The sequence below is a fragment of the Pseudomonas sp. PAMC 25886 genome (assembly GCF_000242655.1).
Classification (GTDB): domain Bacteria; phylum Pseudomonadota; class Gammaproteobacteria; order Pseudomonadales; family Pseudomonadaceae; genus Aquipseudomonas.
On sequence record NZ_AHHC01000093.1, the window covers coordinates 18,980 to 32,234 of the forward strand.

Consider the following 13,255-nt stretch of genomic DNA (forward strand, 5'->3'; position numbering starts at 1 on the left):
GGACCTAACTATCCAACCTGAGCACCGCAAGGAAGGCTTCTTGTGGAATTTCCACGTTGCCCACTTGCTTCATGCGTTTTTTACCGGCCTTTTGCTTCTCGAGCAGCTTGCGCTTACGGCTGACGTCGCCGCCATAGCATTTGGCCAGTACGTTCTTTCTGAGTGCCTTGACGGAGGTCCGTGCAATGATCTGCCCGCCAATGGCGGCCTGGATCGCGACGTCGAACATCTGGCGCGGAATCAGTTCTTTCATCTTTTCGGTCAACTGGCGACCTTTGTAGTGCGCGTTGTCCTTGTGCACGATCAGCGCCAGGGCATCCACCTTGTCGCCGTTGATCAGCACATCCAGCTTCACCAGATTAGCTGATTGGTAACGATCAAAATGGTAATCCAGCGAAGCATAGCCGCGGCTGGTGGATTTGAGACGGTCAAAGAAGTCGAGGACCACTTCGTTCATCGGCAAATCGTAGGTCACTTGCACCTGGGTACCGAGGAAGAGCATGTCGTGTTGTACGCCACGCTTTTCAATACACAGGGTAATGACGTTGCCCAGGTGCTCTTGCGGCACAAGAATATTGGCCCGCACGATCGGTTCGCGCATGTCCTCGATGGAAGACAGATCCGGAAGCTTGGACGGGTTGTCGACGTAAATCGTTTCACCGGTTTTCAGCGCCAGCTCAAAAATAACCGTCGGCGCGGTGGTGATCAGGTCCAGGTCGTATTCGCGCTCGAGGCGCTCCTGGATGATTTCCATGTGCAGCATGCCCAGGAAACCACAGCGGAAGCCGAAGCCCAGGGCGTCGGAGCTTTCCGGGGTGTACTGCAACGACGAGTCGTTGAGGGTCAGCTTCTGCAGGGCTTCGCGGAAATCCTCGAAGTCGTCGGAGCTGACCGGGAACAGGCCGGCGTAAACCTGCGGCTGGATGCGTTTGAAGCCCGGCAGCACGTCGACGTCGGGGGTGGAGCTCAAGGTCAGGGTGTCACCTACCGGTGCACCGTGGATGTCCTTGATACCGGCGATGATGAAGCCCACTTCACCGGCTTTCAGATCAGCGGTCGCGGTGTGCTTCGGGTTGAATACGCCGACGCTGTCCACCAGGTGGATCTTGCCGGTGGATTTGACCAAGATCTTGTCGCCCTTCTTCACACGGCCGTGGCGCACGCGTACCAGGGAAACAACGCCCAGGTAGTTGTCGAACCAGGAGTCGATGATCAACGCTTGCAGCGGATCTTCGTAGTTGCCGGTGGGGGCTGGAATGGTCTTGACCAGGCGCTCGAGCACTTCGTCGACACCCAGGCCGGTCTTGGCGCTGCACTCGACGGCGTCGGTGGCGTCAATGCCGATGATCTTCTCGATCTCTTCCTTGACGCGGTCCGGATCGGCCTGTGGCAGGTCGATCTTGTTCAGCACCGGCATCACTTCCAGGCCTTGCTCGATGGCGGTGTAGCAGTTGGCTACAGACTGGGCTTCAACACCCTGGCCCGCGTCCACCACCAGCAACGCACCTTCACAGGCCGCAAGCGAACGGCTGACTTCATAGGTGAAGTCGACGTGGCCCGGGGTGTCAATGAAGTTGAGCTGGTACTTGATACCGTCTTTGGCGGTGTAATACAGAGTAACGCTGTGGGCCTTGATGGTGATCCCGCGCTCGCGCTCGAGGTCCATGGAGTCCAGCACCTGGGCTTCCATTTCACGCTCGGCAAGGCCGCCGCACATCTGGATGAATCGATCGGCCAGCGTCGACTTGCCATGGTCAATGTGGGCGATGATGGAGAAATTGCGGATATGACTCAAATCACTCACGGATCAACACTCAAAAAGGCTGCAGGCAGACTGCCCGCTGAAAAATAGCCGGGAATTGTACCTGATGCGCAGACCAGACGTCATCCATGGTGACCAAGAACAAAAATGCCCCGATCGTTCGAGCGGGGCATTTTTTGTTCATAAGCGCGGGCTCAACCTGCCCGGCGCAACAGCCAGAAGCCGGCCACGGCGCAGATCGCGGTCGGCACCAGCACCGCAAACAGCGGCGAGAAGCCGAATACCAGGCTGGATGGCCCCAGCAAGTCCTGGGCAATACGGAAGGTGAACCCCACCAATACGCCGGTAAATACGCGCTGGCCGAGGGTTACCGAGCGCAGCGGGCCGAAGATGAACGAGATCGCCATCAGTACCAGCGCAGCGGTCACCACCGGCTGCAACACCTTGACCCAAAACGCCAGCCAGTAACGACCGTTGTTCAAGCCCTGGTCCTTGAGGTAGTGGATATAACCCCACAGGCCGGAGATCGGCAGGCTTTCGGGGATCATCACCACGGTGTTCAGCAATTCAGGCTTGAGGGAAATATCCCACTGCTCCGTCGGCACATTGATCACTTCAGTGCTCGACGCCGCGCCCTTGCCGATATCGCGGAAATAGGTGGTGCTCACCTCGCTCAGTTGCCACTTTTCGTCGGCGTACTGCGCACGTTTGGCGAAGCTGGACGACAGCAGGTGACGTTCTTTATCGAAGTGGTAACGGGTGACACCGATCAACAGGCCGCCCGGTTGCACGGCGTTGATGTGGATGAATTCACCACCCTGACGGTGCCACAAGCCATGCTTGGAACTCTGCGCATCACCCGAGCCCTGGGCCAGGGCACGATTGGCCTGGGCCGCGGATTCGGCCGGAGGCGCCACGTATTCACCGATCAGCACGCTGACCAGCATCAGCAACAGCATGGGCTTCATGACCGCCCACACGATGCGGCCGATGGAAACACCCGCCGCACGCATGATGGTCAGTTCGCTGTTGCTGGCCAGGCTGCCCAGGCCGATCAGGCAACCGATCAGCGCAGCCATCGGCATCATGTCGTAGAGACGACGGGGCGCGGTCAGCGCCACGTAGCTCAGAACGTCGGTGACGGTGTAGGTATCGCTGACGTTGCCGACCTCATCAATGAAGGCGAACAACGAGGCCAAACCCAGAATAATGCCCAATACCGCAAGGATTGCGACCAGGACGCTGCTACCAATGTAGCGGTCGAGCTTAACCACGAGCCATCTCCTTCATGCTGCGACGACTCTGCATCTTCAAGCGCAACGGTTCCCAATAAAGCAGGCCCAGGCCAATCGCCAGGAAGATCCCGTGGACCCACCACAGCCCAAGGGCCGGCGGCAGCTTGCCCTTCTCCAGGGAGCCGCGGGCGGAAATCAGGATGGTCAGGTAAGCCATATAAAGCAGGATCGCCGGCAACAGCTTGAGGAAGCGGCCCTGGCGCGGGTTGACCCGGGACAGCGGCACGGCCATCAAGGTCACGATAAACACCAGCAGCGGCAGGGAAATCCGCCATTGCAGCTCGGCAATCGAGCGCAGTTCCTTGCTGCCGATCAGGTCTGGCGTCGGGATCGCGTCACGGTCGGTGACTTCGTCGCTGACATCCGGCCGGGCCAGCATCACGCCATAGGTGTCGTATTTGATTGCGCGGTAATCGGCCTGCCCGGGGCTGCCGTCATAGCGATAGCCGTTTTCCAGGATCAGGTAACGGCTGCCGTCCGGACGCACTTCCTGCCGGCCGCTGTCGGCCACCAAGATCGAAATGCCACGGTCTTTCTGGTTCTGACCGAGGTTTTTCTGGGAGATGAACACACCGCCCAGGTTGGCACGGTCATCCGACAGTTGTTCGGTGTAGGTCACCCGGGTGCCGTCGTTGAGCGCTTGAAAGCGGCCCGGCTCCAGGGTGTCGAATTCGGTCATGGCGTCTTGTTTATTGAGCACCAACTGGAACTGCAAGGCTCCCTGGGGTGCCAGGCTCAGGCTCAACCAGGCCACGACCAGCGCGATACCGGTGGCAGGAACCATGGTCATGGCCAGCAAACGTTGCTGGCTCATGCCGGTGGCCGACAGTACGGTCATTTCGCTTTCAAGGTACAAGCGACCATAAGCCAGCAGGATCCCGAGAAACAGGCCCAATGGCAGGATCAGTTGCAAGAAACCTGGCAGGCGAAAGCCCATGATCAGGAACAGCGAGCCCGGATCCAGGGCGCCCGAGGCAGCCTGGGCGAGGTATTTGACGAAGCGACCACTCATGATGATGACCAGCAATACCGCACTCACGGCACTCAGGGTCAACAGGACTTCGCGGGACAGATAACGGAAGACGATCAAACCAGACACTCCAGGGTTGTCAGGCTAAGGCGGCCAAACAAGCAAGCATATCGAGTCGACCCATTGCTGCAGGCCGGCTAAAAAGATGCCGCATTATCCTGTGATTGACCGCACCTGTCACGGAGCTTGCTCATACGCGTGCACAAAGCTGTCCGCAAGGGTTGTCAGGCTCGGCCGGCGAGGTTCAAACTGCGGCCTTTGTCGCGGGCGGCCTACAGGCTGCCAAGCTTACAAGCCGGAGTACAGACTCCTGGCTCACTGACCTTTATAAGGGACCCGAAAATGGAACTGGTTGTAAAAAGCGTTAGCCCCGAAACGTTGAAAACCGCCACCCTCGTGGTCGCTGTCGGCGAAGGCCGCAAGCTGGGCGTTGCCGCCAAGCAACTGGACGAACTGAGCGGCGGCGCCATCAGCGCGGTCCTCAAGCGCGGCGACCTGGCCGGCAAAGTGGGCCAGAGCCTGCTGCTGCAAAGCCTGCCTAACCTTAAAGCCGACCGCGTATTGCTGGTGGGCGTGGGCAAGGACGCCGAACTGGGCGACCGCCCGTTCCGCAAGATCATCAGCGGCATCCTCAACACCCTCAAGGGCCTGGGCGGCACCGATGCAGCCCTGGCGCTGGACGAAATCGTGGTCAAGGGCCGCGACAGCTACGGCAAGACCCGCCTGCTGGCCGAAAGCCTGCTGGACGGCGAATACGTCTTCGACCAGTTCAAGAGCACCAAAGCCGAACCCCGCGCGCTGAAGAAAGTCACCCTGCTGACCATCAAGGCCGCCCAGGCTGAAGTCGAACGCGCCGTGACCCACGCCCAGGCCATCGCCGGCGGCATGGCGTTCACCCGTGACTTGGGCAACCTGCCACCGAACATCTGCCACCCCACCTACCTGGGCGAACAAGCCAAGGCGCTGGGCAAGGAATTCAAGGGCCTGAAAGTCGAAGTCCTGGATGAGAAGAAGATCAAGGAACTGGGCATGGGCTCGTTCTATGCCGTGGGCCAGGGCAGCGACCAGCCGCCACGCCTGATCGTGATGCAATACAACGGCGGCAAGAAGTCCGAGAAGCCCTTTGCCCTGGTCGGCAAAGGCATCACCTTCGACACCGGCGGCATCAGCCTCAAGCCGGGCCTGGGCATGGACGAGATGAAGTACGACATGGGCGGCGCCGCCAGTGTCTTCGGTACCCTGCGTGCCGTGCTGGAACTCAAGCTGCCGATCAACCTGGTGTGCATCCTGGCCTGCGCCGAGAACATGCCAAGCGGCGGCGCGACCCGTCCGGGCGACATCGTCACCACCCTCAGCGGCCAGACCGTGGAAATCCTCAACACCGACGCCGAAGGCCGCCTGGTGCTGTGCGACGCCCTGACCTACGCCGAACGCTTCAAGCCGCAAGCCGTGATCGACATCGCCACCCTGACCGGTGCCTGCGTGGTCGCCCTGGGCGCCCACACGTCGGGCCTGCTGGGCAACAACGACGAACTGATCGGCCAACTGCTCAGCGCCGGCCAGGCGGCTGACGATCGCGCCTGGCAACTGCCGCTGTTCGATGAGTACCAGGAACAGCTGGACAGCCCGTTCGCCGACATCGCCAACATTGGCGGCCCGAAAGCCGGCACCATCACCGCAGCCTGCTTCCTGTCGCGTTTTGCCAAGAACTTCAACTGGGCTCACCTGGACATCGCCGGCACTGCCTGGACCAGCGGCGGCAAGGACAAGGGCGCCACTGGCCGTCCGGTTCCATTGCTGACCCAGTACCTGCTGGACCGCGCCAAAGCCTAAACGCCCCGCCCCTTGTAGGAGCCGGCTTGCCGGCGATGAGGCCCGTCAGCCCTGCGCTGATCCCACGGACGCCATCGCCGGCAAGCCGGCCCCTACACAGGCGGGTGCGGCTACTCAGGAACCGCAATGACCCAAGTCGACTTCTATATCTTGCCCAGCGCCGATCCTTCCGCGCGCCTGGACTTTGCCTGCAAGCTCACCGAAAAAGCCTGGCGCATGGGCCATCGCATCTACCTGCATTGCAGCGACGCCGCCCAGCGTGACGACCTCGACGCCCGCCTGTGGCGTTTCAAGGGCGAAAGCTTCGTGCCACACGGCCCCGCTGAATCAGAGCCGGAAGGCCTGGTGGCGCTGGGTTTGGGCGACAGCTGTGGCGATCACACCGACCTGCTGGTCAACCTCGACCTGAAAGTACCGGCCTTCGCCAAAGGTTTCGCCCGTGTGGCGGAAGTGGTGGTGGAAGATCCGGCTATTCGTCAGGCCGCGCGGGAGAGTTTCCGTTTCTACCGCGAACAGGGCTATTCTCTGCAAGATCACCGGCTACAACGACTTTGAGCACATGATGGATACTCCAAACCCGCTAAAAGACTCTGACCACTTGCTGGATGACCTTGAGTCGATCCGCCAACTGCTCGGTGATGATGACCTGCAACCACCGCTGCTGACCGATGCGGTCAACGGTGACGTCCAAATTCCTTTGCTATTCGATATGGTCGGTGGCAAGCCCGTGGCGCCGGAACCTGTCGAAACGCCCGTGGTGCAAGCTGTGCCCGCTGCGGCTGTTGCCGTACCTGCCGCCGAAAAAGCCCCCGACGCCCTGCTGCTGCACCTGGACAACGAACTGCGCGCCGCCGCGCAACTGATCATGCAAGACGTGATCGACGATTTTGCCCCGCATATCGAAACCGAGATCAAGCGCCGGCTGGATGCGCGCATGGAGCGGTTGTTGAGCCAGTATCAGAACTGAGCTTCCATAAAGGAGCGGGCTTTCTCGCTCCTACCCCTGCGCTCCCTCCCCCGCTATACTTGCCGGCTTTCCTGAATTAATGCCAACTAGGGTCCCGCCGCGCATGGATAAGACCTACCAGCCGCACGCTATTGAAACTTCCTGGTACCAGACCTGGGAGTCCGAGAATTATTTCGCTCCGCAAGGCGCGGGCGATTCCTACACCATCATGATTCCGCCACCGAACGTCACTGGCAGCCTGCACATGGGCCATGGCTTCAACAATGCGATCATGGATGCCCTGATTCGTTTCCGCCGCATGCAGGGTCGCAACACCCTGTGGCAGCCAGGCACCGACCACGCCGGTATCGCCACCCAGATGCTGGTGGAACGCCAACTGGAAGCCACCGGCCAGAACCGTCACGACCTGGGTCGCGAGAAATTCCTCGAGAAAATCTGGGAATGGAAGGATCAGTCCGGCGGCAACATCAGCCGTCAGATCCGTCGCCTGGGTTCGTCCGTCGACTGGAGCCGCGAGCGCTTCACCATGGACGACGGCCTGTCGGAAGCCGTGAAAGAAGCCTTCGTGCGCCTGCATGAAGACGGCCTGATCTACCGCGGCAAGCGCCTGGTCAACTGGGACACCAAGCTGCACACGGCGATTTCCGACCTTGAAGTGGAAAACCACGACGAGAAAGGTTTCCTGTGGAACCTGAAATACCCGCTGGCTGACGGCGCGAAGACCGCCGAAGGCAACGATTACCTGATCGTCGCCACCACCCGCCCGGAAACCATGCTCGGCGACGCCGCTGTCGCGGTTAACCCGAACGATGAGCGCTACCAGGCGCTGATCGGCAAGTTCGTTGAGCTGCCGCTGGTCGGCCGCCGCATTCCGATCATTGCAGACGACTACTGCGACCCTGAATTCGGCACCGGCTGCGTGAAGATCACCCCGGCCCACGATTTCAACGACTATGAAGTCGGCAAGCGCCACAACCTGCCGCTGCTGAACATTTTCGACAAGAACGCCGCCGTTCTGCCGGCCTGCCAAGTGTTCAACCTCGACGGCACGCTGAACGAAAGCATCGACGGCAAGATCCCGGCCGAATACGCCGGCCTCGACCGTTTTGAAGCGCGCAAGCAGATCGTTGCTGCCTTCGACGCTGCCGGCCTGCTGGTGAGCGTTGACGACCACGGCCTGAAAGTACCGAAAGGCGACCGCTCCGGCACCGTCATCGAGCCTTGGCTGACCGACCAGTGGTACGTGTCCACCAAACCTCTGGCCGAGCCGGCGATTGCTGCCGTGGAAGACGGCCGCATCGCGTTCGTGCCAAAACAGTACGAAAACATGTACTTCTCGTGGATGCGCGACATCCAGGATTGGTGCATCAGCCGTCAGCTGTGGTGGGGCCACCGGATCCCGGCCTGGTACGACGAGTCGGGCAAGGTCTACGTTGGCCGCGATGAAGCCGAAGTGCGTGCCAAGCACAACCTCGGCCCGGACGTGGCGCTGCAACAGGATAACGACGTGCTGGACACCTGGTTCAGCTCGGGCCTGTGGACGTTCTCCACCTTGGGCTGGCCGGAAAAAACCGAGTTCCTCGAGAAATTCCACCCGACTGACGTGCTGGTGACCGGCTTCGACATCATTTTCTTCTGGGTTGCCCGGATGATCATGCTCACCATGCATTTGGTGAAAAACGACGACGGCACCCCGCAGGTACCATTCAAGACCGTGTATGTGCACGGCCTGGTACGTGATGGCCAGGGCCAGAAGATGTCCAAGTCCAAAGGCAACGTCCTGGACCCGCTGGACATAATCGACGGCATCGACCTGGAAACCCTGGTGCAGAAACGCACCTCGGGCCTGATGCAGCCGAAACTGGCGAAGAAGATCGAGAAGCAGACCCGCGACGAATTCGCCGACGGCATCGCCAGCTACGGCACCGACGCCCTGCGCTTCACCTTCTGCTCGCTGGCGTCCACCGGTCGCGACATCAAGTTCGACATGGGACGCGTCGAAGGCTATCGCAACTTCTGCAACAAGATCTGGAACGCCGCGCGCTACGTGCTGGATAAAGGCGAAGACTGCGGCCAGAACGGCGAGGCCATCGAGTTGTCCCTGGCGGACCGCTGGATCATCTCCCAGTTGCAGCGCACCGAAGCCGAAGTGACCCGTCAACTCGACCAGTTCCGCTTCGACCTGGCAGCACAGGCCCTGTACGAGTTCATCTGGAACCAGTATTGCGACTGGTACCTGGAACTGTCCAAGCCGGTGCTGTGGGACGAGAACGCGCCGATCGAACGTCAGCGCGGCACCCGTCACACCCTGGTCCGCGTACTGGAAGTGGCCCTGCGCCTGGCGCACCCGTTCATGCCGTTCATCACCGAAGAAATCTGGCAGCGCCTCGCGCCGCTGGCTGGCAAAGACGGCAAGACCATCATGCTGCAGCCTTGGCCAGTGGCCAACGAAGCACGCATTGATGAGGCCGCCGAAAGCGACATCGAATGGCTCAAGACCTTGATGCTCGGCACGCGCAACATCCGCGCCGAGATGAACATCGGTCCGGGCAAGCCATTGGCGGTGTTCGTGAAGAACGCCAGCAGCGAAGACCAACGCCGTCTCACCGAGAACGATGCGCTGCTGAAGAAGCTGGCGAAGCTGGAGTCGATCACTGTATTGGCCGCAGACGCCGAAGCACCGCTGTCCGCCACCGCTCTGGTGGGCGAGATGGAAGTGCTGGTGCCGATGGCGGGCCTGATCGACAAAGGTGCCGAACTGGCGCGCCTGGACAAGGAAATCCTGCGTCTGCAAGGCGAAGTGCAGCGGGTGGGCGGCAAGCTGTCCAACGCCGCGTTCGTCGACAAGGCCCCGGCTGAAGTCATCGACAAGGAACGCGCCAAACTGGCCGAAGCCGAACAGGCTTTGGGCAAGCTGGCCGAGCAGCACGCACGGATTTCCAGCCTGTAAGGGGCAACCCGTGTGAAAAAAGAGACCTTCGGGTCTCTTTTTTTTGCCCGCAGAACACTGCTATTTCTCTTTGGAAACCCGATCATTGTGGGAGCTGGCTTGCCTGCGATGGCGTCGCCTCGGTCCGACAGGTACACCGCGTCGCCTGCATCGCAGGCAAGCCAGCTCCCACATTTGACCGAGTTCGACCAAGGAATGTGTGACAATACCCGCCACTTTTGAAACAACCCCAGAATCGACGCAGCCCATGACCGCCCCCAGCACACCCAAAGCACCGCGCAAGAAGCCAAAATCCACGACCCCGGCCAAGCCCGTCGTTCCGCGGAAAGAGGCCACCTTGCACCCGCGTAACCGCCACCAGGGCCGTTACGACTTCCCGGCGCTGATCAAGACCACGCCAGAACTGGCGCAATTCGTGATCATCAACCCGTACGGCAAGGAAAGCATCGACTTCGCCAGCCCCGACGCGGTGCGGGTGTTCAACCGGGCGTTGCTCAAGGCGTTCTATGGCATCAATCACTGGGACATCCCGGCTGACTACCTGTGCCCACCGGTCCCGGGCCGTGCCGACTACGTGCACTTCCTTGCCGACCTGCTGGCCAGCGTCAACGAAGGCGTGATCCCTCGTGGTGCGCCGGTGAAGGTGCTGGACATCGGCATGGGCGCCAACTGCGTCTACCCGTTGATCGGCTACAGCGAATACCGCTGGCACTTCCTCGGCTCGGAAGTCGACCCCACCGCCGTGGCCGCCGCCAAGGCGATCGTGCAGTCCAACGGGCTGAACAAGGCCATCCAGTTGCGCCAGCAAACCAACCCCAAGCAGATCCTGCTGGGCCTTCTGGAGCCGGGCGAGCGGTTTGACCTGACCATGTGCAACCCGCCCTTCCACGCCTCCATGGATGAAGCGACCAAGGGCAGCGAGCGTAAATGGCGTGCACTGGGCAAGGCGGATCCGAAACGCAAGTTGCCGGTGCTGAACTTCGGTGGCCAGTCGGCCGAATTGTGGTGTGAAGGCGGTGAAGCGCGGTTTGTGACCCAGCTGATCGCTGAAAGCGCGCATTTCCAGCATAAAGTGCTGTGGTTCAGCACCCTGGTGTCAAAGGCGTCGAACCTGCCGGCGATCCAGACTGCGCTGAAAAAAGCCGGTGTGCTGGAGAGCCAGGTGGTGGAGATGTCCCAGGGCCAGAAGCAAAGCCGCTTCGTCGCCTGGACCTTCCAGACCCCGAGCGAGCAACAGGTGTGGCGCCAGCGTTGGGCGCGTAAAGACTGATAAATCGCGGGCAACAAAAAACCGCGCCCGGATCACTCCGGAGCGCGGTTTTTTTTGCTGCGTCTTACTTGTTAACAGCGTCGGTCAGGCCTTTGGCCACAACCAGCTTGATAACTTTCTTGGCAGCGATTTCGATGGCAGCGCCAGTCGAAGGGTTACGGCCAGTACGGGCAGGACGCTCGGTCACTTTCAGTTTGCCAACGCCTGGCAGAGTGATTTCGCCGCCGTTTTCCAGCTGATCAGCAACGATCTGGCTCAGTTGGTCCAGCAGAGCGCGCACGGTGGTTTTCGGTGCGTCTACAGCTTCAGCCAGATCAGCGATCAGTTGGTCTTTAGTAATAGCCATTGTGGTGTTCCTTCCCTATCAAATTCATTTGGATTGCAGAGTGCAGTGTCAGCCATCGAGCCCTGCCATCAAGGCCTGGCACCCAAGGGCTATAACCACGAAGATCGGGGTTATAGATACCTGAAACCGGGTTTGGTTCGACCTGACAAATGCTGAATGCACGCTTAACGCCCAGACTGCGCGTAAGACGGGGCAAAACTAGCACAGAGACGGGGAAATATCCGCCTCAACATACCCATTTGGTCAGCTTTATCGCTCTAAACCGTGAAAAAAAGGCATATGGACCGTCGGAGGGTGCCCAAAATGCCCTCCGAACAGCGCCATCCCCAGCGGGTGCGGTACACTGGCGACTTTTTCCGGGAGCCTCACCACTCCCCTTCAACCAGCCGAGAAGCCCATGCCGATCCGTCATTGCATCGTCCACCTGATCGACAAAAAACCCGACGGCACACCCGCAGTTCTCCACGCCCGCGACTCCGAGCTTGCCGAGTCGGCTGCGATCGAGAACATGCTTGCCGACCTCAACGAGAGCTATAACGCCAAACAAGGCAAGGCCTGGGGCTTTTTCCATGCCGAGTCCGGCGCGCACCCGTTCAGCGGCTGGTTGAAGGAATATTTCGACGGCGGCAAGGATTTCACCGCCTTCAGCCGCATCGCGGTGGAACACCTGCAAAAGCTGATGGAAGAGTCCAACCTCTCCACCGGCGGCCACGTGCTGTTTGCCCACTACCAACAGGGCATGACCGATTACCTGGCGATCGCCCTGCTGCACCACAGCGAAGGCGTGGCGGTGACCGACCAACTGGACGTGACCCCGTCGCGCCACCTGGACCTGGGCCAGTTGCACCTCGCCGCGCGGATAAACGTCTCCGAGTGGCAGAACAACAAGCAGTCCAAGCAGTACATCTCGTTTATCAAGGGCAAGAACGGCAAGAAGGTCTCGGAGTACTTCCGTGACTTTATCGGCTGCCAGGAAGGCGTCGACGGCCCGGGCGAGACCCGCACCCTGCTCAAGGCCTTCAGCGACTTTGTGGAAAGCGAAGACCTGCCGGACGAGTCCGCCCGCGAAAAAACCAAGACCCTGGTGGACTACGCCAGCAGCCAGGCTAAGCTCGGCGAGCCAATGGGCCTGGAAGAGCTGTCGGGGCTGATCGACGAAGAGCGGCCAAAAGCCTTCTACGACCACATCCGCAACAAGGATTACGGCCTGTCGCCGGAAATCCCGGCGGATAAACGCACCCTGAACCAGTTCCGCCGCTTCACCGGGCGCGCCGAAGGCCTGTCCATCAGCTTTGAAGCGCACCTGCTGGGCGACAAGATCGAATACGACGAAGCCGCCGGCACCTTGATCATCAAGGGCCTGCCGACCCAGTTGACCGACCAGCTCAAGCGTCGCAACTGATGCTGGGCGGGGTTCTGAAGAAAGTCCTGCTGGTATTGCTGGTTGTGGTGGTTTTCCAGAACTGGGGCAAGATCGAGCGGCTGTTCAACCCCTCGCAGGTAGTGCCGGAGCAGACACGCGCAGCGGCGCGCGTGGTGCTGTATTCCACCGAGTGGTGCGGCTACTGCAAACAGATCCGGCGCTTTCTGGATTCCAAAGGGATTCCCTACCAGGCGTTTGATATCGAGAAGGACGCCCAGGCGCGCAAGGCGTACGAGGCGTTGGGGGGTGGCGGGATTCCGTTTGTGGACGTGAACGGCACGCTGATTCGGGACTACAACCCGGAAGCGATCATGGCGGCCTTGAAGTAATCCAGCCCCACCCAGTGTGGGAACAGGCTTGTGTGGGAGCTGGCTTGCCT

Annotated in this window: 11 protein-coding genes; 7 read left to right on the forward strand and 4 right to left on the reverse strand. The window is 60.5% G+C overall.

Going from position 1 to position 13,255, the window contains the following annotated elements; all coding sequences use genetic code 11:
* Nucleotides 1-4 precede the first annotated feature (4 nt).
* The 3 genes from lepA to lptF form a co-directional block, all read right to left on the reverse strand.
* Nucleotides 5-1,804: a translation elongation factor 4 gene (gene lepA / locus MUM_RS0131435; protein WP_029616179.1), complete on the reverse strand. Its 1,800-nt coding sequence runs from the start codon at nt 1,802-1,804 to the stop codon at nt 5-7.
* A 152-nt stretch (nt 1,805-1,956) separates the two neighbouring features.
* A complete protein-coding gene (gene lptG / locus MUM_RS0131440; RefSeq protein ID WP_010176933.1) occupies nt 1,957-3,036 on the reverse strand; it encodes an LPS export ABC transporter permease LptG in 1,080 nt (359 codons plus the stop codon).
* The gene (gene lptF / locus MUM_RS0131445; RefSeq protein ID WP_010176934.1) at nt 3,029-4,147 is read right to left on the reverse strand and encodes an LPS export ABC transporter permease LptF; all 1,119 of its coding nucleotides are present in this window, start codon (nt 4,145-4,147) and stop codon (nt 3,029-3,031) included. The genes lptG and lptF overlap by 8 nt, the downstream gene beginning before the upstream one ends.
* Before the next feature lie 282 nt (nt 4,148-4,429).
* Between lptF and MUM_RS0131450 the strand changes: the two genes are divergently transcribed.
* The 5 genes from MUM_RS0131450 to rlmF all read left to right on the forward strand — a co-directional run bounded on the left by MUM_RS0131450 (nt 4,430) and on the right by rlmF (nt 11,107).
* The gene (locus MUM_RS0131450) at nt 4,430-5,920 is read left to right on the forward strand and encodes a leucyl aminopeptidase (protein WP_010176935.1); all 1,491 of its coding nucleotides are present in this window, start codon (nt 4,430-4,432) and stop codon (nt 5,918-5,920) included.
* A gap of 126 nt (nt 5,921-6,046) precedes the next feature.
* Complete coding sequence (locus MUM_RS0131455; protein ID WP_010176936.1) at nt 6,047-6,475, forward strand: DNA polymerase III subunit chi; 429 nt, start codon at nt 6,047-6,049, stop codon at nt 6,473-6,475.
* A gap of 7 nt (nt 6,476-6,482) precedes the next feature.
* Nucleotides 6,483-6,887 carry a hypothetical protein gene (locus tag MUM_RS0131460; protein ID WP_029616180.1) on the forward strand — a complete coding sequence of 135 codons (405 nt, stop codon included), beginning with the start codon at nt 6,483-6,485 and terminating at the stop codon, nt 6,885-6,887.
* Between the two features lie 103 nt (nt 6,888-6,990).
* Complete coding sequence (locus MUM_RS0131465) at nt 6,991-9,837, forward strand: valine--tRNA ligase (RefSeq protein ID WP_010176938.1); 2,847 nt, start codon at nt 6,991-6,993, stop codon at nt 9,835-9,837.
* 247 nt (nt 9,838-10,084) lie between these two features.
* Complete coding sequence (rlmF, locus tag MUM_RS0131470; RefSeq protein WP_010176939.1) at nt 10,085-11,107, forward strand: 23S rRNA (adenine(1618)-N(6))-methyltransferase RlmF; 1,023 nt, start codon at nt 10,085-10,087, stop codon at nt 11,105-11,107.
* Between the two features lie 64 nt (nt 11,108-11,171).
* Here rlmF and MUM_RS0131475 read toward each other — a convergent pair whose 3' ends face one another.
* Nucleotides 11,172-11,453 carry an HU family DNA-binding protein gene (locus MUM_RS0131475; RefSeq protein WP_003212743.1) on the reverse strand — a complete coding sequence of 94 codons (282 nt, stop codon included), beginning with the start codon at nt 11,451-11,453 and terminating at the stop codon, nt 11,172-11,174.
* 397 nt (nt 11,454-11,850) lie between these two features.
* Here MUM_RS0131475 and yejK point away from each other — a divergent pair, with 397 nt between their 5' ends.
* Nucleotides 11,851-12,855, forward strand: a complete 1,005-nt coding sequence (gene yejK / locus MUM_RS0131480; RefSeq protein ID WP_010176940.1) for a nucleoid-associated protein YejK — start codon at nt 11,851-11,853, stop codon at nt 12,853-12,855.
* Nucleotides 12,855-13,205, forward strand: coding sequence for a glutaredoxin family protein (locus MUM_RS0131485; protein WP_003212747.1), 351 nt, complete (start codon nt 12,855-12,857; stop codon nt 13,203-13,205). The genes yejK and MUM_RS0131485 overlap by 1 nt, the downstream gene beginning before the upstream one ends.
* Nucleotides 13,206-13,255 lie beyond the last annotated feature (50 nt).

Bases quoted from the DNA above. Each gene is read 5' to 3' on its own strand.
- rlmF (WP_010176939.1), top strand. From the start codon at position 10,085: ATGACCGCCCCCAGCACACCCAAAGCACCGCGCAAGAAGCCAAAATCC.
- MUM_RS0131465 (WP_010176938.1), top strand. From the start codon at position 6,991: ATGGATAAGACCTACCAGCCGCACGCTATTGAAACTTCCTGGTACCAG.
- yejK (WP_010176940.1), top strand. From the start codon at position 11,851: ATGCCGATCCGTCATTGCATCGTCCACCTGATCGACAAAAAACCCGAC.
- MUM_RS0131450 (WP_010176935.1), top strand. From the start codon at position 4,430: ATGGAACTGGTTGTAAAAAGCGTTAGCCCCGAAACGTTGAAAACCGCC.
- MUM_RS0131485 (WP_003212747.1), top strand. From the start codon at position 12,855: ATGCTGGGCGGGGTTCTGAAGAAAGTCCTGCTGGTATTGCTGGTTGTG.
- MUM_RS0131460 (WP_029616180.1), top strand. From the start codon at position 6,483: ATGGATACTCCAAACCCGCTAAAAGACTCTGACCACTTGCTGGATGAC.
- MUM_RS0131475 (WP_003212743.1), bottom strand. From the start codon at position 11,453: ATGGCTATTACTAAAGACCAACTGATCGCTGATCTGGCTGAAGCTGTA.
- MUM_RS0131455 (WP_010176936.1), top strand. From the start codon at position 6,047: ATGACCCAAGTCGACTTCTATATCTTGCCCAGCGCCGATCCTTCCGCG.